The organism is Streptomyces tauricus, from assembly GCF_014650955.1.
Lineage (GTDB): Bacteria > Actinomycetota > Actinomycetes > Streptomycetales > Streptomycetaceae > Streptomyces > Streptomyces tauricus.
In genome coordinates, this window is record NZ_BMVY01000022.1 from 83,534 (window position 1) to 105,608 (window position 22,075).

The 22,075-nt window shown below is 71.6% G+C and carries 19 protein-coding genes and 1 pseudogene; 8 read left to right on the forward strand and 12 right to left on the reverse strand.

Annotated elements, in window-relative coordinates:
* Nucleotides 1–90: 90 nt before the first annotated feature.
* The gene (locus tag IE278_RS27810) at nucleotides 91–1,230 is read right to left on the reverse strand and encodes an aminoglycoside phosphotransferase family protein (RefSeq protein ID WP_189776016.1); all 1,140 of its coding nucleotides are present in this window, start codon (nucleotides 1,228–1,230) and stop codon (nucleotides 91–93) included.
* A 232-nt stretch (nucleotides 1,231–1,462) separates the two neighbouring features.
* On the opposite strand from IE278_RS27810, the gene IE278_RS27815 reads away from it, so the two are divergent.
* On the forward strand, nucleotides 1,463–2,959 hold the full coding sequence (locus tag IE278_RS27815) for a DNA-binding protein NsdB (RefSeq protein ID WP_189776017.1): 1,497 nt from the start codon (nucleotides 1,463–1,465) through the stop codon (nucleotides 2,957–2,959).
* A 66-nt stretch (nucleotides 2,960–3,025) separates the two neighbouring features.
* On the opposite strand, the gene IE278_RS27820 is transcribed toward IE278_RS27815, so the two are convergent.
* The 4 genes from IE278_RS27820 to IE278_RS27835 all read right to left on the reverse strand — a co-directional run bounded on the left by IE278_RS27820 (nucleotide 3,026) and on the right by IE278_RS27835 (nucleotide 7,490).
* Entirely contained in the window at nucleotides 3,026–4,498 is a 1,473-nt protein-coding gene (locus IE278_RS27820; protein ID WP_189776018.1) for a PP2C family protein-serine/threonine phosphatase, read from the reverse strand.
* Between the two features lie 190 nt (nucleotides 4,499–4,688).
* Nucleotides 4,689–5,444 carry an HAD family hydrolase gene (locus IE278_RS27825; RefSeq protein WP_189776019.1) on the reverse strand — a complete coding sequence of 252 codons (756 nt, stop codon included), beginning with the start codon at nucleotides 5,442–5,444 and terminating at the stop codon, nucleotides 4,689–4,691.
* 75 nt (nucleotides 5,445–5,519) lie between these two features.
* Nucleotides 5,520–6,158, reverse strand: coding sequence for an FxLYD domain-containing protein (locus IE278_RS27830; protein ID WP_189776020.1), 639 nt, complete (start codon nucleotides 6,156–6,158; stop codon nucleotides 5,520–5,522).
* Between the two features lie 234 nt (nucleotides 6,159–6,392).
* Entirely contained in the window at nucleotides 6,393–7,490 is a 1,098-nt protein-coding gene (locus tag IE278_RS27835; protein WP_189776021.1) for a baeRF3 domain-containing protein, read from the reverse strand.
* A 126-nt stretch (nucleotides 7,491–7,616) separates the two neighbouring features.
* On the opposite strand from IE278_RS27835, the pseudogene IE278_RS27840 reads away from it, so the two are divergent.
* A pseudogene (locus IE278_RS27840) lies at nucleotides 7,617–9,049 on the forward strand (basic amino acid/polyamine antiporter).
* 37 nt (nucleotides 9,050–9,086) lie between these two features.
* Entirely contained in the window at nucleotides 9,087–10,349 is a 1,263-nt protein-coding gene (locus IE278_RS27845; protein ID WP_189776022.1) for an arginine deiminase, read from the forward strand.
* A gap of 69 nt (nucleotides 10,350–10,418) precedes the next feature.
* Here the strand turns inward: IE278_RS27845 and IE278_RS27850 are convergent, their stop codons facing one another.
* The gene (locus IE278_RS27850; protein WP_189776023.1) at nucleotides 10,419–12,008 is read right to left on the reverse strand and encodes an alpha/beta hydrolase; all 1,590 of its coding nucleotides are present in this window, start codon (nucleotides 12,006–12,008) and stop codon (nucleotides 10,419–10,421) included.
* Nucleotides 12,009–12,329: 321 nt separating this feature from the next.
* Here IE278_RS27850 and IE278_RS27855 point away from each other — a divergent pair, with 321 nt between their 5' ends.
* Nucleotides 12,330–13,064: a chaplin gene (locus tag IE278_RS27855; protein ID WP_189776024.1), complete on the forward strand. Its 735-nt coding sequence runs from the start codon at nucleotides 12,330–12,332 to the stop codon at nucleotides 13,062–13,064.
* A gap of 233 nt (nucleotides 13,065–13,297) precedes the next feature.
* Nucleotides 13,298–14,161: a GNAT family N-acetyltransferase gene (locus tag IE278_RS27860; protein WP_189776025.1), complete on the forward strand. Its 864-nt coding sequence runs from the start codon at nucleotides 13,298–13,300 to the stop codon at nucleotides 14,159–14,161.
* Here the strand turns inward: IE278_RS27860 and IE278_RS27865 are convergent.
* Both IE278_RS27865 and IE278_RS27870 read right to left on the reverse strand, forming a co-directional pair.
* Nucleotides 14,158–15,330, reverse strand: a complete 1,173-nt coding sequence (locus tag IE278_RS27865) for an acyltransferase family protein (RefSeq protein ID WP_246570747.1) — start codon at nucleotides 15,328–15,330, stop codon at nucleotides 14,158–14,160. The two genes, IE278_RS27860 and IE278_RS27865, sit on opposite strands and share 4 nt — an antisense overlap.
* A 54-nt stretch (nucleotides 15,331–15,384) precedes the next feature.
* Entirely contained in the window at nucleotides 15,385–16,659 is a 1,275-nt protein-coding gene (locus tag IE278_RS27870; protein WP_189776026.1) for an MFS transporter, read from the reverse strand.
* A 118-nt stretch (nucleotides 16,660–16,777) separates the two neighbouring features.
* Here IE278_RS27870 and IE278_RS27875 point away from each other — a divergent pair, with 118 nt between their 5' ends.
* Complete coding sequence (locus IE278_RS27875; RefSeq protein ID WP_189776027.1) at nucleotides 16,778–17,284, forward strand: methylated-DNA--[protein]-cysteine S-methyltransferase; 507 nt, start codon at nucleotides 16,778–16,780, stop codon at nucleotides 17,282–17,284.
* A 64-nt stretch (nucleotides 17,285–17,348) separates the two neighbouring features.
* Nucleotides 17,349–18,128 carry a GNAT family N-acetyltransferase gene (locus tag IE278_RS27880; RefSeq protein WP_189776028.1) on the forward strand — a complete coding sequence of 260 codons (780 nt, stop codon included), beginning with the start codon at nucleotides 17,349–17,351 and terminating at the stop codon, nucleotides 18,126–18,128.
* A 466-nt stretch (nucleotides 18,129–18,594) separates the two neighbouring features.
* On the opposite strand, the gene IE278_RS27885 is transcribed toward IE278_RS27880, so the two are convergent.
* From IE278_RS27885 to IE278_RS27895, 3 genes are all read right to left on the reverse strand, one after another.
* Nucleotides 18,595–18,861, reverse strand: a complete 267-nt coding sequence (locus IE278_RS27885) for a GlsB/YeaQ/YmgE family stress response membrane protein (protein ID WP_189776029.1) — start codon at nucleotides 18,859–18,861, stop codon at nucleotides 18,595–18,597.
* A 110-nt stretch (nucleotides 18,862–18,971) separates the two neighbouring features.
* Entirely contained in the window at nucleotides 18,972–19,517 is a 546-nt protein-coding gene (locus IE278_RS27890) for a nucleoside/nucleotide kinase family protein (protein ID WP_189776030.1), read from the reverse strand.
* A 26-nt stretch (nucleotides 19,518–19,543) separates the two neighbouring features.
* Nucleotides 19,544–20,101 (reverse strand): GNAT family N-acetyltransferase, encoded by a 558-nt coding sequence (locus tag IE278_RS27895; protein ID WP_189776031.1) that lies wholly within the window; start codon nucleotides 20,099–20,101, stop codon nucleotides 19,544–19,546.
* A 509-nt stretch (nucleotides 20,102–20,610) separates the two neighbouring features.
* Here IE278_RS27895 and IE278_RS27900 point away from each other — a divergent pair.
* Entirely contained in the window at nucleotides 20,611–21,414 is an 804-nt protein-coding gene (locus IE278_RS27900; RefSeq protein ID WP_246570749.1) for an ArsR/SmtB family transcription factor, read from the forward strand.
* 177 nt (nucleotides 21,415–21,591) lie between these two features.
* Here IE278_RS27900 and IE278_RS27905 read toward each other — a convergent pair whose 3' ends face one another.
* Entirely contained in the window at nucleotides 21,592–22,032 is a 441-nt protein-coding gene (locus tag IE278_RS27905; protein ID WP_189776033.1) for an SPW repeat protein, read from the reverse strand.
* Nucleotides 22,033–22,075: the final 43 nt, after the last annotated feature.

Consider the following 22,075-nt stretch of genomic DNA (forward strand, 5'->3'; position numbering starts at 1 on the left):
GGAGTGGACCTCTGATGCAAAGGGCGGCGGACATGAAGAAGGCCCGCGGTGCGCCCTGTCCCTGGGCATACCGCGGGCCTTCCGTCCCCGTCAGCGAGTACCGACCGCCGCACGAACGGCCTTGCGGGCCATCTGGCAGTCGTCGTGCAGCCGCCTCAGCAGCAGCCGCTGTTCCTCACCGGACGGCGCGGCGCCCGGGTGGGCCGGTCCCGGTGCCGCCGGGGTCGCCTCGTGCATGGACCGCTGCACGGCCGTCTCGTACGTACGGATCTCCCTGGTCAGGACGAGCATCAGGTTCACCAGGAACGCGTCACGCGCCGCGGGTCCCGCCGACTGGGCCAGCTGGCTGATCTGGCGGCGGGCGCCGGGCGCCTCCCCGAGGACCGCCCACAGCGTGGCCAGGTCGTACCCCGGCAGATACCAGCCCGCGTGCTCCCAGTCCACCAGCACTGGACCGGCCGGTGACAGGAGCATGTTCGACAGGAGGGAATCGCCGTGACAGAACTGGCCCATGCCCTGGCGGCCGGCCGAGTGTGCGATGCCGTGCACCAGTTTCTGCAGGTCGCCCATGTCCCGGTCGGTGAGCAACCCCAGCTCGTGGTACCGGGAGATCCGCGCCGCGTAGTCCAGCGGGGCGTCGAACGTCCCCGCCGGCGGTCGCCACGCGTTCAGCCGGCAGATCGCGCCGAGTGCCGCCCTGATGTCCGCGCGGGGCGGCGCCTCCACCGGATGCCGGTTCAGCGCCGCCACCCGTCCCGGCATCCGCTCGATCACCAGGGTGCAGTTGTCCGGGTCCGCCGCGATCAGCCGCGGCACCCGCACCGGTGGCCGGTGCCGGACGAACGAGCGGTATGCCGCTATCTCGTGCCGGATCCGCTCGGTCCACACGGGGGAGTGGTCCAGTAAACACTTGGCCACGGCGGTGCTGCGCCCTGTCGTACCCACCAGGAGCACGGAGCGTCCGCTGCGGCGCAGCACCTGCACCGGAGCGAACTCCGGACAGATCCGGTGCACCGACGCGATCGCCGTACGCAGTTGGGCGCCCTGGGGGCCGGACAAGTCGAGTCTCCCGCTGAGCGGTGGTGTCCCGAGCCCCGGGATGCGCCGTGCCCGGCCGGCACCCAGCACGGGGGCCGTCGGACGCGCGGGGTCGAGGTAGGGGCCGCCGCCACCCGGGCGGGCGTGCAGCGACCGGGGTGGGGCGGACACGGAGGACGATGCTGTGTACATGGGCGAAACAGATCCCTTCGTGTGCCGGCGAGTTGCCGCGCTACCCGCCCCGGTCGCGCCGGTACACCCTGGGGAATGTCCCTCGGTGACCGGGTCGGGGTGGCGCGTTCCTACCTGACACCCGGCGCCCACTGGCACACCATCTGGCGTGCCCTGGCGAACCCTGGCGAATAGTCGCTCAGCAACTGACAGACGGTTACTGTCAACTCAGCCGAGAACCTGGGGGCTTGACGTGAGCGGACAACCCAACACCCGACTGTCGGACCTGTTCGGCCTGGCCGGCTGGTCCAAGGGCGAACTCGCGAGGATGGTCAACCGGCAGGCGGCGGCCATGGGCCACCCCCAGCTGGCGACGGACACCTCAAGGGTGCGGCGGTGGATCGACACGGGAGAGATCCCGCGCGATCCGGTGCCGCGGGTGCTGGCAGCACTGTTCACCGAGCGTCTCGGCCGTGTCGTGACCATCGAGGATCTCGGTCTGGTCCGGCACGGGCGTACGGGGAAACGGCCGGGCGGCGGGAGTGAACATCCCGACGGCGTGCCGTGGGCGCCCGAGCGGACTGCCGCGGTCCTCACCGAATTCACGGGAATGGACCTCATGCTCAACCGACGCGGCTTGGTGGGCGCGGGCGCCGCGCTCGCCGCAGGATCCGCAATCAGCAGCTCCATGCACGAGTGGCTGCACACCGATCCGGCCCTGGTGGCCGACGCCCCTGAAACCGACGATCTCCTGCACGCCGACCCCGCTGGGTTCGACCGTTACGAGGCCGCCCCCATCGGGTCGCAGGAGATCGAGGAACTGGAGCGCTCGGTCGAGGTGTTCCGGGCCTGGGACGCGGCCCGCGGTGGCGGCCTGCAGAGAAAGGCTGTCGTAGGACAGCTCAACGAAGTGGGAGGAATGCTCTCCTACCGGCACCCCGACCATCTGCAGCGGCGCCTGTGGGGCGTCGCCGCCAACCTCGCCGTCCTCGCTGGCTGGATGTCGCACGACGTCGGCCTGGAGCCCACGGCGCAGAAGTACTTCATCATCGCCGCCCACGCGGCCCGGGAAGGCGGTGACCGGCCCCGGGCGGGCGAGGCGCTCTCCCGGGCGGCCCGCCAGATGGTGCACCTGGGCCGGCCCGACGACGCGCTGGACCTCATGAACCTCGCCAAGTCGGGATCCGGCGACGAGGTCCTGCCGCGTACGCGGGCCATGCTCTACACCATCGAGGCCTGGGCACAGGCGTCGCTGGGCAAGGGTCAGGCCATGCGGCGCACCCTGGGCGAGGCGGAGGACCTCTTCGTCTCGGACAAGGGCGACGTGCCGCCACCGAGCTGGATGCAGCTCTTCGACGAGGCGGACATGCACGGGATGCAGGCCCTGGCCTACCGGACGCTCGCGGAGCACGACCCGGCCGCGGCCGCCGTCGCGCAGCGCCACGCCAAGGAGGCTCTGGCGCTGCGGGAGAAGGGCCGGGACCGGTCGAAGATCTTCGACCATCTCTCGCTCGCCTCCGCCTGCTTCATCGCCGACGACCCCGAGCAGGCCGACCGGTACGCACGCCTGGCCCTGACGTCGATGGGTTCGAACTCGTCCCATCGCACCTGGGACCGGCTCCGGGAGATGTACCGGCTGACGGGGCAGTACTCCAGCTATCCGAAGATCCACGATCTGCGGGAGGAGATCAAACTGTCCCTGCCCAAGGGCTCGTTGAAGCCGAGGGGCAGCAACGGCGCACGGGCGTAAGGGGTCCGCGCCCCGAGATCGGCGATCCGGGCCGCCCGCCTCAGGACTCCTCAGACGGTGAACTCCTCAGGCGGTGACCCGGGCGAGCAGTACGCAGGCGTCGTCCTCGCGTTCCGTCTCCCCGAACTCCTCCACCACTGTCCGTACGCAGTCCTGGGCGCTGCGGGCCTGCTGGAAGCGGGGGGCCAGGTCGAGGAGACGGCTGACGTCCGCGGTGCTCTCCACCGTCCCGGTCGCGTCCGCTCGGGGGCGTCCCCACCGTGGGGGCACCAGTCCGTCGGTGTGCAGGAGCAGCAGGTCGCCCGGTTCCAGGGGCACTTCGGCCTGCCCGTAGACGGCACCCGAGGTGGCGCCGAGCAGGACGCCGTCCGGCGGAGCCAGCATGCGCCCCGTCCCGTTGCGGAACAGCAGCGGGGCGGGGTGTCCGGCCTGCGCCCAGACGAGGGTCCGGCTCCTCGGCCGGTAGCGGCAGCACACCGCGCTGCCCAGGGCCGGCTGGACGGAGGAGTCGAGTAACTGGTTGAGCCAGGACATGAGCTGGCCCGGCTCGGTGCCCGCCACCGCCATGCCGCGCAGCGCGCCGAGCAGCATCGCCATGCCCGAGGTGACGGCGACGCCGTGGCCGGTGAGGTCGCCGACGCTCAACAGGGTCTGCCCGTCGGGCATGTCGAGGGCGTCGTACCAGTTGCCGCCGATCAGCGAGCTGGTCGAGGAGGGCAGATAGCGGGCGGCCAGATCCAGTGCTCCCGGGCCCTGCCGCGGGAGCGGCGGGGAGCCGCGCCACGGCGGCAGGACGGCTTCCTGCAACTCGACCGCGAGACGGTGTTCGGTCCGGGCGGCCTGCCGTTGGCGCTGCAGCGAGTCGTGGGTCTCGCTGACGGTCCGCTGGCTGCGCCGCAGTTCGCTGACGTCCCGCAGGACGGCCCACATCGACGCGGTGCTGCCGTCCGCGTCGAGCACCGGCTCACCCATCATGTGCACGGTCCGTACGCCGCCGTCGGGCCGGACCATACGGAACTCCCCGTCGATCGGTTTGCCGTCGATCAGACAGTCCGTGACCATCGAGGTCAGCCTCGGCCGGTCCTCGTCGAGGACGACGGAGGGCAGTTCGTCGAGGGTGAGCGGGGGAGCGGCGGGGTCCCGGCCGAGGATCTGGTACAGCTCACCGGACCAGGTCGCCTCGTCCGTCAGCAGGTTCCACTCGGCACTGCCGACCCGGCTGATCAGCGAGCCGCGCCCGGGGGACGCGGGCGGCACGGCCCGTACGGCGGGAGCTGCCGGCTCCTGCTCGGGGGGCGCGGCCGAGGGGCCGTCCCGCAACTGCGACAAGTGCGCGTCGAGGTCGTCGAGTTGATGCACGGCCAGGTCGCACAGGGCGCGCTGCCAGCGCCCCTCCGGGTCCGTGCGGTCGGCCGGCGCGTCGCGCCGTACGGCGTCCATGTCGCCCCGGAGGCGGCGCGTCTGCGAGATGAGCGCGTCGACCGAGCCGCGCGGAGGCGGCTGGGCGGCCGGATGGTCCGCCGGGAGTGGGGACGGCATGACGTACTCCGATGCAGGCACGGTACGACCAAGGCAGGGGGAGGGACCGCTACGACTGTTGCACAGCCCGCGACGCGCTGTAAGGGATTCGGCAACACACGAGAGGGTGGTGCCTGAGGCATGTGCCGCTGTCCTCACGGAGGACCTGACCGGGACGAATCCCGTACGCGGATCGGCGGTCGAGCCGTACTCAACCGAGGTGAGCCTGAAGGGCGCTCCCCGCCCCTGCCAGTCGCAGCACGGCGTCCAGACCCCGGGGCTCGCCCGGTACGGCTCCGGCGGGCAGCACGTAGGCGCGGAGCCCGGCGCCCGCCGCCCCGCCGTCCTTCGCCGGATGGTCGCCCACCATCAGTGTCCCGGCGGGCGCGACCCCCAGCTCGCGGCAGGCGTGCCCGAAGAGCGCCGGGTCGGGCTTCTCCGTGCCGTACGCGTAGGAGTGCACCCACGACGAGAAGTACCGGTCGAGCCCGTGGTGCGCGAACGTCGGCCGCAGGTCCCAGCCCACGTCACTGACCACGCCCAGGGCGATCCCCTCGTCGGTCAGCCGTGCGAGCGTCGAAGCCGTGTCCGCGTACGGCACCCAGTGCTCGGGCGCCTGCAACTGCGCGTAGAGCGCGTCCGCGTGCGGCGCGAGCTCCCGCACCGACGCGTACCACGTGGTGAACGCGTGCCGGTGCGCGCGCGAGGACACATCACGCCCACGCTGCGCCTCGATGACGTCCGGGTCGACCAGCCCTTTCTCTAGCCCGTCCAGAAGCTCGTCCATCTCCCGCTCGCCGACCGGGCGTTGGAGCGCGGTGCGGATCCGGTCCGCGTACGCGCCCATCTGGAAGAGCGTGCCGCCGAAGTCGAACAGGACGGCCCGGACGGGCGACGGGCCCTGCGTGGAAGGCGCGGCGCGCAGGGGCCCCTCGGGGCCGCAGACCGGGAGCGGGGAGCGAGTCATTCGATCTTCCTAGCCGCTCCGCCCGGCAGGGGCAATGGTCGTGTTCCGGTCGGCGCCCCCCGGGGGGAGGGCAGGTCAGTAGCGCTGGGCCTGGGACAGTTTCGGGGTCAGGGCCGGTTCGGCCGGCTTGCGGCTGACGGCGAGCGGCTGGGCGCGTTCGCCGGGCGCGAGGTCCTCGGCGCCGACGTACCTGGTCTCCACCGTCTTGCCGGAGTCGTCGAGGAAGTCGACCCGCACGGCGTACGAGGCCTCGCTGTCGGTCTTGTTGGTGATGTTCACCAGGACGACGAGCAGGCCGCCGGTCCCGGACCGGGGTTTGCCGGTCATGGAGACGTCGGACATGGCGTTCCCCTGGCCCTTGACGTCCTTGAGCGCCTTCTCCGCGGCCTTGTTGGCCCGCTCCACCTCCGCCGACACGGACGCCTCGAAGGAGGAGGCCGCGGCCGAGGCGGACGACGCCGCCGCGGAGGCCGCGGCGCGCGCGGACTCGACGACCGACTCCTTCATGGAGGGGGCCGTCCCCGAGAAGGACGCGGTGTCGGGAGGCGACGGGCGTTCGCTGAAGGAGGGGGTGGAGGTGTCCGAGCCGCTGTCGGTGCTGCACGACGTGACGGCGCTCGCGACCGCGGCCAGGGCCGCCACCGCGACGACGGTCGAACGCGTGCGGCCCGGTCGGCGGGGCCCGCGGGGCCTCTGGGGCGGTGGTGTGTTCATCGGGTGCTGTCCTCGCTGTCGCTGCCTGGGAGGCCGGAGAGGGCGGCCGGGTCGAAATGAACCTTATGTCGGAAAATCCGCGCAGGCATGCCGTGCGGGCCCGTAGGCGCACGGCCCGCGGGCCCGTCCGAAAATGCCTCGCCTGTTCCGCCGCACGTTCGCCCCCGCGTGACCCCTGGCGCAGAACGAGGGCGCGACTGAGCCCGGCCGCGGCCGGACCGGCGCCGGACCCCCTCAGTACCGGAGCACTCCCGCGATGCCCTGTGCCTCGGCCAGTGTCCCGTCCGGGACGAAGCGGACCTGCGCGCCGGTGTCCAGGCACTGTTCGACGATCTCGTCCACGATGTCGTGCCGGGCGTCGAGATCGTCGCCGTCGGCCGGGACGAGATGGTCGCCGCCGTCGTCGCGCACCGTCACGCGGTAGTTCTCCTCGACGGCCAGCAGACCCACGCGGCCGGCGGTCGCGTTCTGCCACACCTCGTCGACGCCCGCCGCGAACGCCCGGCGGCCCTTGGCGCTCTCCAGCTCGGTCGTCACCGTGTCGATGTTCCTGAGGTCCTCGGCCGTGACCAGCGGACGGACCGCCTGCCACACCGCCTCGGGCCCGGCGTGCCCGAGACCGCCGTGCGGGACGTGGACGGCGTCGTCGGCGACGGTGCCGACCTCGCCGAGGAGCGAGAGCGCGGCCTGTTCACCGGCGAGGTACACGGGCCGCGGGGCGGAGCGCAGGACACCGGCGAGGGCCGTGTCGGCGTCCCGCAGGAAGCGGCGCGTCTCCTCGTCGCGGAACGTGCTCGGCACGTCCCCGACCCGTTCCTCGCGCTCGACGTCCTGCGGCTCCAGGCTCCGCGTGAGCGGGAAGCCCGCCATGTGCGCCTCGGCGACGCGCTCTGAGCCACCACTCCACAGCGCGATCCGGTCGGCGGAGACCGTCAGTACCCAGAACGGGCTCTCCGCGGCCTGGGCCGCGACGAGATTGCGGGTCAGGAACGTGTCCGAGAGGACGACGCGCTCCGGAACGGTCCGGGGCAGCGACCACACCTGGTGCTCACCGGGCGCCGCGAAGATCACGAGGCCGTCCTCGGAGTGGCTCAGATCGACCTCCGCCAGCGCCTGTTCGAGCTGCTGGACGACGTCCGTCCGCCGCTCACGGGTGACCGCGGGGTCGGCCTCCAGTTGCTTCTTCGCCTCGGCCAGCACATTGCGCAGCCGGACGGGATCCTGCGCCTTGTCGGGCTCCCGGCGGTGGGTCGGCGTCAGTACCGACACCGCCGGATAGGGCCGCGGCCGACGCAGCTCGGTCAGAGTGGCGGAACTCAGCACATGCTCCATACAGGCACCATAGGACCGAATCGACGGTGAGGCATTCGGAGGAACCGGGTCGGACAAAAGGGGCAAACGGCTGTTAGCGTCGCCGGACAGTCACGTCGCGTCTCCCTGCCACGTCCGAGGACCCATATGAGCCAGGCCGAGACCGGAAACGGGACCGAGTCCCGGACACCCGCAGCCAAACTGACCCTGCCCACCCTGACCACGATGGTCGTCGGCTCCATGGTCGGTGCGGGCGTCTTCTCGCTGCCCCAGCGCTTCGGCCAGGAGACCGGCGTGGCCGGCGCGCTCATCGCGTGGACGGTGGCCGGCACCGGCATGCTCATGCTGGCCTTCGTCTTCCAGCGGCTCGCGCTGCGCAGACCCGACCTCGACGCCGGTGTGTACGCCTACGCGAAGGCGGGCTTCGGCGAGTACCTCGGCTTCTTCGCCGCCTTCGGCTACTGGGCGAGCGCCTGCGTCGGCAACGTGACGTACTGGGTGCTCATCATGTCGACGATCGGCGCGATCGCCCCGGCGCTCGGCGACGGCGACACGGTCCTCGCCATGCTGCTCTCCTCCGCGGGCCTGTGGGCGTTCTTCCTGCTCATCAGCCGGGGCGTCAAGGAGGCCGCGGCCATCAACCGGATCGTCACGGTCGCCAAGGTCGTGCCCATCCTGGTCTTCGTCCTCATCGCGCTGTTCTGCCTCAAGCCCAGTGTCTTCGCCGAGAACTTCGCCGGCGCCGACTACGCCGGATCGCTCTTCCAGCAGGTCAAGGGCACCATGCTGGCCACGGTCTTCGTGTTCCTGGGCGTCGAGGGCGCCAGCGTCTACTCCCGGCACGCCAAGCGCCGCGAGGACGTCGGCCGCGCGACCGTCCTCGGCTTCCTGAGCGTCTTCGCGATCTTCGCCTCGGTCACCATCGTGTCGTACGGGATCCGTCGATGAGCGAGATCGCCGAGCTGCGGCAGCCGTCCATGGCGGGCGTCCTGGAGGAGGCGGTCGGCACCTGGGGCAAGGTGTTCGTCAGCGTCGGCCTGATCGTCTCCGTCCTCGGCGCCTACCTCGCCTGGACCCTGATGGCCGCCGAAGTGCTCTTCGTCGCCGCGAAGGACGAGGACATGCCCCGCTTCCTGGGGCGCTCCACGGCGGCCGACGTGCCCGTGCCGGCCCTGGTGATGACCACCGTGCTCACCCAGATCGTCCTCGTCGTCACCCTCTTCTCGGACGACGCGTTCAACTTCGCGCTCGATCTCACCAGCGCTCTGACCCTCATCCCGTTCCTGCTGGCCGCCGCGTTCGCCGTCAAGGTCGCGCGGTCCGGCGGCGCGGGCCGGCGGGACCTCCCCATCGCCGCCCTGGCCACCTTCTACACCGCGTTCCTCCTCTACGCGGCCGGCCTCAAGTACCTCCTCGTGTCCTTCATCATCTACGCGCCCGCCACGTTCCTCTTCGTCATGGCCCGCCGCGAACAGGGCCGACGGCTCTTCTCGCCCGGCGAACTCGTCATCCTCGCGGTCTCGGTGGCCGGCGCCGTCGTGGGCGTCGTCGCGCTCGCGCGCGGCTGGATCAGGCTCTGACCCCGCAGACCACGGCACACTCCGCGAAAGGCAGACCGTGACCCCACAGGACACCCCGGCCCGGCCCGCGTACGGCGTTCACTCCGAGGTGGGCAGACTGCGCAAGGTACTGGTCTGCGCACCCGGCCTCGCCCACCGCAGACTCACCCCCACCAACTCCGACGACCTGCTCTTCGACGACGTGATGTGGGTGGAGAACGCCCAGCGCGACCACGCCGACTTCGTCGACACGATGCGCGAACGCGGCGTCGACGTCGTCGAACTGCACGACCTGCTCGCACAGACCATGGCCGACCCCGATGCCCGTGCCTGGCTGCTCGACCGCAAGATCACCGCGAACGAGGTCGGCCTCGGACTCATCGACGACACCCGCGCCTTCCTGGAGTCCCTCGAACCCCGCAGACTCGCCGAGTACCTGATCGGCGGCCTGGCCACGGTCGACCTGCCCGACGAGTTCCGCGACGGTTACGTGTCCCTCGCCCGCGAATCGACCGGCGTACGCGAGTACTTGATGCCGCCGCTGCCGAACACCCTCTACACCCGGGACACGACCTGCTGGCTCTACGGCGGGCTCACGCTCAACCCGCTGTACTGGCCCGCCCGCCACGACGAGACGCTGCTCATGAAGGCGATCTACACCTTCCACCCGGACTACCGGGGCTCCGCGGTGTGGTGGGGGGATCCCGAACTCGACTGGGGGCAGGCCACGTTCGAGGGCGGCGACATCATGCCCGTCGGCAACGGCGTGGTCCTCATGGGCATGAGCGAGCGCACCTCCCGCCAGGCGATCACCCAGGTCGCGGCCGCCCTGTTCGCCAAGGGAGCCGCCGAGCACGTGATCATCGCGGGCATGCCCAGACTGCGTGCCGCGATGCACCTCGACACCGTGTTCACCTTCGCCGACCGGGACCTGGTGACCCTGTACCCGACCATCATGGACAGGGTCCACACCTTCTCCCTGCGGCCCGCCGACAAGGCACCCGGCGTCGAACTGACCGACGAGGGCTCCCGCCCCTTCGTGGACGTCGTCGCGCAGGCCCTCGGGCTCCCCGCCCTGCGGGTCGTGGAGACGGGCGGTGACGTCTACGCCTCCGAACGCCAGCAGTGGGACAGCGGCAACAACGCCGTGGCGCTGGAGCCCGGCGTGGTGTTCACGTACGACCGCAACACCCAGACCAACACCCTGCTGCGCGAGGCGGGCGTCGAGGTCATCACCATCGTCGGCGCCGAACTGGGGCGGGGGAGGGGCGGCGGGCACTGCATGACGTGCCCGATCGTGCGCGACCCGGTCGACTTCTGAACGTGCCGCGCACTCCCGTCGCCCCTCGTCGTACGCCGTCGTACGCCGTCGTACGTCGTCGTGCGGGGCTCAGTCCTCCGAGCCGCACGAACTGCCGTCGGCCGGCAGCTGCCCGTACAGCAGGAAGTCGTCGACCTTCCGGTGGACGCACTTCGAGGAGGAGTAACCGGTGTGGCCCTCGCCCTTGTTGTCGAGGACGACGGCCGACGGGCCGAGCCGGTCCGCGGTCTCCGTGGTCCAGCGGTACGGCGTGGCGGGGTCGCCCCGGGTGCCGACGAGGAGCATCTTCGGGGTGTCGACGTCCCGCACCTCTTCGCGGATGTACGAGGTGCCCTTGGGGCGTCCGTAGCACATCAGGGCCTGGGCGAGCCGGTACCGGCCGAAGACCGGGGACGCCTGCTCGTACCGGGCGCGCAGCCTGTCGAGGTCCCCGACGACCTGGTCGGCGGTGGGCCGGTCGGGGTCGTCGGCGCAGTTGATGGCCATGAGCGCGGCCGGGAGGTTGTCGAGCGGGATCTCGCCCTCGTCGACGAGACCGCCGTCCCGGTGGGGGAGCGAGCTGCCGCCGACGTAGAAGCTCATGATGCCCCGCGTGTCCCCGTCCTGGACCAGTGCGGTGAGCGCCTGTGAGAGGGCCGGCCACAGCTCCTTGCTGTAGAGGGCCTGTCCTATGGCGCCCACCAGGTCCTGGCCGGAGAAGGGCATACCGAAGTCCGCGGGCACCGGCGCCTCGTCCAGCGAGCCGATGAGCCGGAGCACCTCCTCCCGGGCCGAGCGCGAGTCCTGCCCGAAGGCGCAGTTGATGTCCTCGGTGCACCAGTCGAGGAAGTCCTCCAGGGCGGTCTGCTGGCCCTGGGCGCCGGTGATGCCCTGCTCGCTCAACGGTTCGGTGAGGGTGTCCACGCCGTCGAGGACCATACGGCCGGTCTTGTCGGGGAACTGGGCCGCGTACACCGCGCCCAGTCGCGTTCCGTACGAGAAGCCGAGGTAGTTGAGCTTCTTGTCGCCGAGGGCGGCGCGCATCACGTCGAGGTCGCGCGCGGCGTCGACCGTGCCGATGTGCGGCAGTACCGGCCCGGAGTGCTCGGCGCAGTCCGCGGCGAGCTTGCGCAGCACTTCGAGAGCGGCCCGCGGATCGTCGCTCTCGTCCGCCTGTGCCTCCGACTCCGCCTCTGCTTCCGCTTCCGCGTCCTGGCCGGGGTCGGTGGCCTCCGCCGAGTCGTCCGTGCCCTCGCCGCAGCTGACCGGGGAGCTCCGGCCGACGCCGCGCGGATCGAAGGTCACCACGTCGTAGCCGTTCGTAAGCCCCATGAAGTCCTCACCGCCGTCGGCGAGTTCACCGACCCCCGGACCGCCGGGGCCGCCGAAGTTCAGCAGCACCGAGCCTCTGGACTCGCCGGTCGCCCGGAACCTCGCCATGGCCAGGTCGAGCGTCCCTTCGGTGGGTTTCGCGTAGTCGACGGGGACGGTCACCTTCCCGCACTGCAGGCCGTCGGGCAGTCCGTCGCCCGGACAGGCCGACCACTTGATCGACTGGTCGTGGAAGCGGGACAGGTCGGGTCGGTCGTCGGCAGCGGCGGCCACCGACGGCAGCCCTGCTCCCAGCAGGGCCAGCGTCATGGCGCAGGCGAAGGCTCGGCGTTGGCGCGTCGACAGCATCAGGCCTCCCGGGACGCCCCGGCCCGCGGCCGGGATTTCCCCCTCGATCACGATAAGGGGGCACCCGCGGCCACGCCTCTCGGCGAGCGGGGCGGCGGACCAGGCCTTATCCTGCGCCGCCCTCTCCCGCACAGCCGCGCGCACGGTCCCCGGCAGCTTCCCGCCCAGCCGCTCGCTCGGCCGCCGCCCCTTCCGCCGCCGCTCGTTCGCCGTCCGCTCGAAGGGGGGTGTTTGCCGGATGAGCCATAACCTGCGTGGTTTGCCCGCGTTTAAACGGTGCGGGCGCCTGCTCGCGACCATGTCCTGGAAGGCAGGGAACCTATGAAACGGGTTGCCCGAAGTGGTTTGATCATCGTGGCCGCCGCCTCCGGCGCCGTGGCCGTGACCATGCCGGTGTACGCGGACTCCGCGGCCGACGGCGGCACGGCCCACTCACCCGGGGTGATCTCCGGCAACACCATTCAACTCCCGGTGGACGTGCCGGTGAACGCGTGCGGGAACACCGTGAACGTGGTCGGCCTCCTCAATCCCGCGGCGGGCAACAGCTGCGCCAACGGGGGCGGCGACGGCAAGGGAAGCGGCCACGACGGCTCCGCGGGCGCGGTGGCCGAGGGCGCCGAGACGGACTCCCCTGGCCTGATCTCCGGCAACGGCGTGCACCTCCCGGTCCAGCTCCCCGTGAACGTCTCCGGCAACTCGGTGAGCGTGGTCGGCATCGGCAACCCCGCCGTCGGCAACGAATCCACGAACACCTCGGGGGAGGGGCCGCAGCTCCCGGAGAAGCCGTCCGGCCCGAAGCCGGCCCAGCCGTCGGAGCCGCCCGTGGACCCGGCCGAACCGGCCGAGCCCGACGACCCCGCCGACCCGGTGGAGGCCGAGGGGCCGCAGATCCTGCCGCAGGCGGTCCCCCAGGCCGCCCTCGCCCGGACCGGTACGGACCTGATGGGTCCGACGGTCGCCGCGAGCGCCGCGCTGCTGCTGGGCGGGGCCGCGCTGCACCGCCGCTTCCGGCCCGCCGCCGTACAGCGGCGGTCGGCGCGCGGGAACGGGAGCTGACCCGAAACCGCCGGCGCGCCGGAGCAGGCGCGCCGACTCGGTGTCGCACGCGAGCGACGCGTCGATTTCCGGCCGAGCGACACCTTTGAAGGGAAGGCCCCACCGGTCACCGCGACCGGTGGGGCCTTCCGTGTGCGAGCGTGTGACGCCGAAGGACCGCGTCCGCCCGCTCCCCGCCCTCGCAATGACGCCCGCCTCCCCGCGAACCCACGCCCCCCGAACGGAGCGCATCGATGATCTCTCCGAGCCCCGAAGGTCTCGTCGTCACCCGGGCCTCGCTCGACGACTGGCCGTTGATCAGGGCATGGGCGGCGGCCGAGGGATGGGATCCGGGAGTGTCGGACGGGCTGTGCTTCTTCGCCCAGGACCCGGAGGGCTTCTTCCTCGGCCGGATCGACGGCGAGCCGGTCTCGGCGATCTCCGTCGTCAACCACGGCGCCGATTACGCCTTTCTCGGCTGCTATCTCGTCCGGCCGGACCAGCGCGGTCGCGGCTACGGAATCACCACCTGGAGAACGGCCCTGGCCCACGCGGGCGGACGGACCGTCGGACTCGACGGGGTGGTCGCCCAGCAGGGCAACTACCGGAAGTCGGGATTCGAACTCGCCTACAAGACCTTCCGATTCGGCGGAGTCCCCACACCGGTCGCGGCCCCCGCCACCGCCCCCGGCGTCCGCCGTGCCGAGGCGAGCGACCTCATGGCGGTCGTCGCGTACGACAGCGGCTGTCACCCCGCCGACCGGCCGCGGTTCGTGGAGAGCTGGCTCGGCGCCACGGGGCATCGCTCCCTGGTCCGGATCGTCGACGGGCGGCTCACCGGCTACGGCGTGATCCGGCCCACCGCCGGTCCCCCGCGCATCGGCCCGCTGTTCGCGGACACCCCGGACGACGCCCGAGCCCTGTTCGCCGCACTGATCGGCGAGGCCGAGGGCGGACCGGTCTCCATCGACATCCCCGAGACGCACACGGCGGCCGTCGCCCTGGCCGAGGAGCACGGCCTCACCCCGTCGTTCGAGACGGCCCGTATGTACACGGGTCCGGTCCGGCCGTACGCCACGGACCGCGTGTACGGGGTCACGACGCTGGAACTCGGCTAGCCCCGGCCCGAGGTGGTCGGGCCCGAGGTGGTCAGGCCCGGCGGGACCTCGTCGCGGCGGCTGAACATCCACTCCATGCGCGGCTCGACGGCGAACCGGAAGACCGTGCGGACCGGGGCGGAGCACAGCGCGGTGATGAGGCCCACGGCCGCCGCGGTGACGGCCAGTTCGCCGAGCGCGGTGTGCAGCCAGGGATGGTCGTACCAGTCCCAGAAGCGGGACGCCTTGATGACGAAACCGTGCAGCAGATAGCCGTACATCGTGCCCGCGCCCAGCGCCGTGCACCACAGGTGCCGCCAGGGCACCCAGGACAGGAAGCAGGCCGTCAGGACCAGGGCGAGGCAGAACAGCGCCGGGGTGCTGAACAGCCCCACCCAGTTCGGCGCGCCCTGGCCCGTGACACTGCCCCGGTGGTAGAGCCACCCCGCGCTGAACCAGGGCGCCACCAGGTACGCCGTGACCAGCGCCGCGGCTCCCACCGGCAGCGCGAACAGCCGTACGCGCCAGGTCCGCAGCCGTTCGAAGTGCTCGGCGCGCAGTGTCAGACCGAGCACGAAGAACGGCAGGAATCCCAGCACCCGCTGGATGGAGATGTCCCCGCCCAGATCCGGTGACACGGCGGCCAGCACGGCCAATGCCAGCGCCACGGGCACCGGGTGACGGAGTGTCAGCCAGATCGGCGTGGTGATCCGCCAGATGAAGAGCGCGAGCAGGAACCACATCACGTACCAGGGGTCCAGCAGGCTCAGCGGGTAGCCGGGGTCGTGCCGCGCCCACCGGTAGAACAGCGTGTACGCGGTCTCGAAGACCAGATACGGCACGACGACGCTCGTCAGGAGCCGCCGCACCCGGCCCGGCGCCATGTCGAAACTCCGCGAGAAGTAGCCGGACACGAGGGCGAACGCGGGCATGTGGAAGGCGTAGACCGTCAGATACGCGGCGGTCGCGACGCGGCTGCCGTGGGTCAGGGGTTCCCAGGCGTGGCCACAGGCCACCAGCACGATGGTGAAGTACTTCGCGTTGTCGAAGTACGGATCCCTGCGCGCGGACGAGGACGAGGATGAGGATGAGGACGCGGGTGCGGACGCGGGCGCCGACTTCGCCGGGGCCGCGGTGGGGCGTTCCCGTGGCGCGGTCGGCGGCGCGGGGGCTGACAGATCGTGCGACACCACATCTCCTGGCCTCGGTGGCGGTGAGCCGATCTCTCCCGCCTGCCCCCTCACCTACGGCTCAGTCGCACCCCGCGTTCGCTCGTACGTCCGAGGGGCCTCCCGGTGTTCCAGCGTTCTGGTGTCCCGGCGTTCCGGGGGAAAGGCGCGGCGGCGGCCCGTGGCGACGGTCGCGAGGGCCACCGTGACCAGCACGAGCGTCGTCCAGGGCAGGGCTCCGGGGCCCGAACTCTCCAGGACCAGACCGCCGGTGAGGGAACCGGCCGCGATGCCCGCGTTGTGGACGGTGGTCTGGAGCGAGGTGGCCACGTCGGCGTTCGCGGTGCCGGAGGCGTCGACCAGGGCGGTCTGGATCAGCGTCGGCGCACCGCCGAACGCCACACCCCACAGGGCGACCGCGGTCAGCAGGACGGCGGCCTGCCCGGCCCAGGCGCCCAGCGCGAGCATCGCCGCCGCGAGCAGGGCGAGCGCTCCCAGCAGGGTCTGCCGCAGCCGCCGGTCGACCAGGACGCCGGTGAGCCAGATCCCGGCGACGGTCGCGCCACCGAACACCAGCAGCACCAGCCCCGTCCGGCCGAAACCGGCGTCCTCGGCGAAGGGCGCGACGTACGGGTACATCACCTGATGGCCGACGAGCAGCGTCAGCGTGACGGACAGCACCGTGCCGATGCCGGGCAGCGCGGCGACGCGTACCAACGGCACGCGTTCGCCGGGCGGTTCGCCGGGAAAGCCCGGCACCCGGCGCCGTATCCACACCACGAGCAGGACGGCCGACACCGCGGGCGCGGCGAACGCGGCACGCCAGCCGAGCGCGCCGGCCAGCGCCGTGCCCGCGGGAAGGCCCAGGCAGAGGGCGAGCGTGATGCCCGCCAGCACGATCGCGATGGCCCGGCCGCGCCGCTCCGCGGGCACCATCCGGGCCGCGTACCCGACGAGCATGGCCCAGAGCGTGCCGCCCATGACCCCGGCCGTCAGCCGCGCCGCGAACGTCAGCCCGTACGAGGAGGACAGGGCGGTGACGGTGTTGGCCGCCGCGAAGCCGAGGAGCGCGCCGATGAGCACGGGGCGCCGGGGCAGCCCCCGCAGCGCGGCCGTGAGCGGGATCGCGGCGAGGAACGACGCGAGGGCGTACCCGGTGACCAGGAAGCCCACCCGCGCCTCGGAGACGCCGAGATCCGGGGCCATCCGGGGCAGCAGGCCAGCCGGGAGCAGTTCCGTCAGTACGGCGGTGAAGGCGGCCGTGGACAGCGCGAGCAGCCCGGAGAGCGGCAGCCGGGGCGCGGTGGCGGCGGGCGTGCCGGTGCCACCGGAGACAGGGGCGGTCGTCATCGGCCCAGGCTGGAACACTCACATCAGTGTGAAGGCAAGGCGTAAGTCTCCACGTCCGAATCCCGCCAGCGTCAGCGAGCGCGCCCGCCCACCATGGGAAGTGGAAAGGGAGGCGACCATGACCGTGTGGACGACGATCGACAGCCCGCTGGGCGAACTGCTACTGGTCGGTGAACCGACCCCGGACGGTGCGACGACACTGACGTCGCTGTCCATGCCGGGACAGCGCAACGCCCCGACCCCGAGGGCTGATTGGCAGTGCGACCCGGGCCGTTTCACCGACGTCGAACGACAACTGACCGCTTACTTCGCCGGTGAACTCACCCGGTTCGAGATCGAGTTCACCCCGACCGGCACGGATTTCCAGCGGCGTGTGTGGGACGCCCTGAAGGAGATTCCGTACGGCACGTCGACCACGTACGGCGCGCTCGCCGAGCGGATCGGGCTGCCCCGCGAGCGGATCCAGGCCCTGGGCGCGGCGATCGGCGCGAACCCGCTGCTCGTCGTCCGCCCGTGCCACCGCGTCATCGGCGCGGACGGATCCATGCGCGGCTACGCCGGTGGCGTCGAGCGCAAGGTCCGGCTGCTCACGCATGAGGGAGCCCTGCAGCCGACGCTCCTCTGACGCTCGGGGCGAGCGGCCCCGAAACTCCGTTGCCGAGCCGGGCAACGGATGCTGGAGTGGCCGGATGGATCACACAGCGGTACTGGCACTGTTCGACCGGGAGATGCGTGAGCACGCGCGGCCCTTCGGCCCCGACTCCGTCGTGGAGCGCGTCGGCGGGGTGGTCCGGCACGTGGGATCGGAACAGGGCTGGAACGGAGTGCTCTGGTCGGACCTCACGGAGTCCGACGCGGACGCGGCGATCGCCGAGCAGTGCCGCTACTTCGCGCGGCTCGGCCGCGAGTTCGAGTGGAAACTGTACGGGCACGACCGGCCGCATGATCTGGGGCAGCGCCTGCTGGCCGCCGGATTCACCCCCGAACCGGCGGAAACCCTGATGGTCATCGAGGCCGGAGAACTGGACCTCGACGCTGGGCCGCCGCCGGGCGTCGAGCTGCGGCCCGTCACCGACGCCGCCGGGGTCGGCCTCATGGCCGACGTCCACGAGCAGGCCTTCGGAACCCCCGGCACCGGGCTGCGCCACCAGCTGCTCGCCCAGCTCGACGAGGCCCCGGACACGCTCGTCGCGGTCGTGGCCGTCGCCGACGGCGTCCCGGTCAGCTCGGCCCGGATGGAACTCGTCCCCGGTACACAGTTCGCCGGTCTGTGGGGCGGCGGCACCGTCGAGGCCTGGCGGGGCCGTGGCATCTACCGCGCCCTGATCGCCCACCGCGCCCGTGTCGCCGTCGACCGCGGTTACCCCTACCTCCAGGTCGACGCCTCCGACCAGAGCCGTCCCATTCTGCGGCGGCTGGGTTTCGCCCCGCTCACCACGACCGTCCCGTATGTCCACGCGGCGCCCTGACCCCACGTCAAGAGGGGGCCGAACAGCCTTCGGTGAGGGCCGGTCGGCCCCGGGCGGCGGGAAGGGGGCCGTGGCATGCTGCGGGAGATGGGCACGTACCGTCCCGGGATCGGCCTCCCGCGCTGCCACGTCTCTCCCGCGCCGGGCGCACGGTCGAGGCCGTGGGCCCGCCGACGCGGAGGGGAAGACGTGCCGGCGGGCCCGGAACCGGTACGCACGGTCACGCGACGATGTCGCGGAGCCTTTGGGGGGCGGGACGTCTACGCCTCGCAGGAGGTCTCCGCCTCGGAGGGCGGTCGGAGGACAGGACGTCTCCGCCACGCCGGGCGTCTGCCGCGGGAAGCCCGCGGGGCGCCGGTCATGACGGAGACGTCCTGTGACAACTCCTCCTACGGTGTCGCGCCGAACGGTGTGCGGCGCGCAGCTCCGCAGGCGGCGTACGGTGTGCCGCAGCGGGCCGTTCTCGTCAGCGGCGGCGTGCCTTCGAACGGTCCAGCGCCGCGACACCGAGCGCCGCGAGCCCGATCTGGATCAGCCACTCGATCCAGTCCACCCCGTCGGTGTCGCCCACGTCCAGCGCGTTCGCGAGCACCGAACCGATGAGTGCGGCCACGATGCCCACCGCGATCGTCCACAGGATGCCGATGCGCTGACGGCCGGGAACCACGAGCCGGCCCAGCACGCCGATGACAATGCCGATCACGACGGCACTGATGATTCCCGAGATCTCCATCTCAGCCCCTCTTCGCCCCTCTTCTTCGTACTCCTTACGCATAGGAGTGCCCCCTGGAGCGGAGTGCAGTCCGAGCCGTTTCCCGGCTCACCGGCCACGGCTCCTCCGGCTCAGCGGTCGCCGTCGGGAACCCAGCCCGTGACCCCCAGTACGTCACGCGCGATGTCCATCACCCCGCGGTCGTCCGTGACCACGCGCACGGTGTCGGCGGGCACCCGTTCCTCCAGCAGCCGCGCCTTCATCGCGCTGCCCCGCAGCTCCTGCTCCAGTTCCGAGCCGATCTCGCGTCCCTTGAGGCGCTTGGCCGCGGTGGCGTCGCCGGCGGTCAGGAGCACCCGCACGAGCCGTACGTCCTCGCCGATCGCCCGCTCGAACATCCCCGCCGCCTCGGCCAGCACGCACACGGTGTTCGTGTAGATCAGCCGATGGTGGCCCAGCTCGGCGAAGTTCCCCCACACCGCCGCCAGATTGCGCTCCGTGATGCGGGCCCGGTGCGGGTCGTCCTCCGGTGCCGGATGCACCTGCCCCATGAAGTCGCCCTCGATGACGGCGTGCGCGACCCCGGCCCTGCGCAGCCGCGCCGACACCTCCCAGCCGACCGTCGACTTCCCGACCCCGGCCCGGCCGCCGATGAGCAGAACCTCCGCATGTCCCATGTGAGCAGCCTGCCATTCGCGGGCTCTCAAGGAGCGCTGGTGAGACACCATGTCCGCAGGGCGATCTCGCGTCCTCGTGACATCCGCAGGGGGGGTTCCTCGTCGGTGCGGACGAAACCGGCGCGCCGGGCGACGGCGGCACTGGCCGTGTTGGCCTCCTCGATGCACAGCACCACGCGGCGGGCTCCCATGTGCCGCAGGGCGTAGGAGGAGAGCAGCCGGACGGCCCGGGAGGCCAGGCCCAGGCCGCGGTGGGCGGCGCCGACTCCGTACGCGATCTCGGCGTCCCGCTCGTCGGCCTTGCTGCGGAACAGCAGGACCTCGCCCCGCGGCAGGCCGCCGTCCGTGGTGATCGCGAGCTGCACCTTGCGTCCCTGCGCCCGGGCCTCCTGTGCCTCGGCGAGGTAGATCCGCGCGGCGGGCGGGTCGAACGGCGAGGCCACCGGCGTCCAGCGGGCCATCTCGGGGTCGTCGTACAGTGCGATCAGCGCGTCCAGGTCGTCCCCGGACCATTCGCGCAGGTGAACTCCCTCTCCTTCGAGCCGTAGGTACGACGGGGCGTCGAGTGTCAGCGGACTGTCCATGGGGTGATCCTGCCCCGCGCGCGGGCGGGCGGCCAAGGGCGCGTGCCGCACGCTCACTCCGCGAGGGTGCGCCCCGGGCCGGCGAGGCCCTGGCAGGGAGCGCTCGCACGGCGTACCGCCGCACGGCTCGCGGACGCGGAATCGCCCTGGTGGTAGGCCTTTCCCGACGGTTCGACGCCGTCCGGGAACCCCTGGTGACGTACCGCGGGCGGCGGGGGCGCGAGCGGTTCGGTGACGGCCGTGACGGCCGGGGCATGGGCCGGATCACTGTCCGAAACCCGCTCCCGCCACGCGTCGGCTCAGGCGCGTGTGGCGCTCGCGCGCACCGGATGGTTGAGGAAGAAGCACAGGAGCGGCAGACCGTCGAGGAGAGGGTTGCCCCAGTGTGCGTCGGCGAATTCGACCCCCGGGGCTCCTTCGTCCGGTACCTCTTCCAGTCTTCGCCGATTGACATGCAGGCAATCGCCTGCATAACGTTGAGTGTGCGATCGGATGAAGGAACAGAGGCAGTGAACGAGCCCGGCCCGGCCAGGGACGCGGCGACCGACCAGGTCTTCAAGGCGCTGGCCGACGGGACACGCAGACGGCTGCTCGACAGGCTGCACGAACACAGCGGTCAGACGCTGGGGGAGCTCTGCGAGCACATCGACATGACCCGCCAGTCGGTGACCCAGCACCTGTCCGTACTGGAGGCGGCCAACCTCGTCAGCACGGTGCGGCGGGGACGGGAAAAGCTGCACTACCTCAATCCCGTACCGCTCCACGAGATCCAGGAGCGGTGGATCGACAAGTTCGAGCGTCCGCGCCTTCGCGCGCTGAGCGCACTCAAGCGACGAGCCGAGGAAGACATGACCGACAAGCCGACATTCGTGTACGTCACCTACATCGCCAGCACGCCGGAGAGGGTCTGGGAAGCGCTCACCGACGCCGATCTGACCGCCCTCTACTGGGCCCACAGCAACGTCTCCGAGGACTGGCGCCCGGGCTCCCGTTGGGAGCACCGGCGCACGGACGGAACCGGCGTCGCCGACGTGGTCGGCACCGTCGTGGAGAGCGAGCCGCCCACCCGCCTGGTCACCACCTGGGCCTCGCCCGAGGAGGAGGGGCAGGAGGACAAGCACTCGAGGGTCACCTACGACATCAGGCCGCACGGCGACATCGTCCGGCTCACCGTCACCCACGAGGACCTGGCCGACGAGACCGCGCTGCAGCAGATCTCCCTCGGCTGGCCGGCCGTCCTGGCCAACCTGAAGTCGCTCCTGGAGACCGGGAAGCCGCTGCCGCAGGAGCCGTGGCTGGTACCCGAGCACTGACCGCGGGGCCGGGCCGAGGCCGTGCGTCGGCCGGTCCGCGGCGCCTGGCGCGCGGACCGGCCGACCGTCCTCGTCCGTCCTCTCGGCATCCGTCCTCTCAGCGAAGATCTGTCCTCTCGGAGTCGTCCGTGCGGGGCCCTGCTGCCTCTGTGGGTCCTGCTACGGCTATGGGTCCTGCTACGTCTGTGGCGTGCTCTTCGCCGAGGCGGCCGCGCACAGGAACCCCATCACCACGGCCAGGACGCCGATGATGATGTTGTTGAGCACGACACCCGCGTCGGGGCTGCTGCCCACGATCCACGGCGAGACGATCATCCACACGCCGATGGCGCACATGGCCCAGCTCAGGCCGTACATCCGGGCCGGGTTGACGGTGAACCCGAGAGCCAGCAGGCCGATGGCGATGCCCATGATGAGGTTGTGCGTCACCATGGCGGGCTGGCTCGTCGTGTAGTGGAGAATCCACGGGGAAGCGGCGCAGTACAGACCGAGCAGGAACACCGGTCCGTCCACGAGCGCCACATCGCGACCACCGAGCATGCGGGCATAGCGATCCCGCATCTCGGGCACATCGGGGTGACGGGTGATGTCACCTCTGGTGTTCGAGACGTTGGCCATGACTCGACTCCTTTGTCTCTGCTGCGCGCTTTGTCTCTGCTGT

Coding starts and splice junctions, on each gene's coding strand:
- IE278_RS27905 (WP_189776033.1), bottom strand. CDS start 22,032: ATGGCCAACGTCTCGAACACCAGAGGTGACATCACCCGTCACCCCGAT.
- IE278_RS27830 (WP_189776020.1), bottom strand. CDS start 6,158: ATGAACACACCACCGCCCCAGAGGCCCCGCGGGCCCCGCCGACCGGGC.
- IE278_RS27880 (WP_189776028.1), top strand. CDS start 17,349: ATGGATCACACAGCGGTACTGGCACTGTTCGACCGGGAGATGCGTGAG.
- IE278_RS27820 (WP_189776018.1), bottom strand. CDS start 4,498: ATGCCGTCCCCACTCCCGGCGGACCATCCGGCCGCCCAGCCGCCTCCG.
- IE278_RS27885 (WP_189776029.1), bottom strand. CDS start 18,861: ATGGAGATCTCGGGAATCATCAGTGCCGTCGTGATCGGCATTGTCATC.
- IE278_RS27890 (WP_189776030.1), bottom strand. CDS start 19,517: ATGGGACATGCGGAGGTTCTGCTCATCGGCGGCCGGGCCGGGGTCGGG.
- IE278_RS27835 (WP_189776021.1), bottom strand. CDS start 7,490: ATGGAGCATGTGCTGAGTTCCGCCACTCTGACCGAGCTGCGTCGGCCG.
- IE278_RS27860 (WP_189776025.1), top strand. CDS start 13,298: ATGATCTCTCCGAGCCCCGAAGGTCTCGTCGTCACCCGGGCCTCGCTC.
- IE278_RS27855 (WP_189776024.1), top strand. CDS start 12,330: ATGAAACGGGTTGCCCGAAGTGGTTTGATCATCGTGGCCGCCGCCTCC.
- IE278_RS27810 (WP_189776016.1), bottom strand. CDS start 1,230: ATGTACACAGCATCGTCCTCCGTGTCCGCCCCACCCCGGTCGCTGCAC.
- IE278_RS27875 (WP_189776027.1), top strand. CDS start 16,778: ATGACCGTGTGGACGACGATCGACAGCCCGCTGGGCGAACTGCTACTG.
- IE278_RS27850 (WP_189776023.1), bottom strand. CDS start 12,008: ATGCTGTCGACGCGCCAACGCCGAGCCTTCGCCTGCGCCATGACGCTG.
- IE278_RS27825 (WP_189776019.1), bottom strand. CDS start 5,444: ATGACTCGCTCCCCGCTCCCGGTCTGCGGCCCCGAGGGGCCCCTGCGC.
- IE278_RS27895 (WP_189776031.1), bottom strand. CDS start 20,101: ATGGACAGTCCGCTGACACTCGACGCCCCGTCGTACCTACGGCTCGAA.
- IE278_RS27870 (WP_189776026.1), bottom strand. CDS start 16,659: ATGACGACCGCCCCTGTCTCCGGTGGCACCGGCACGCCCGCCGCCACC.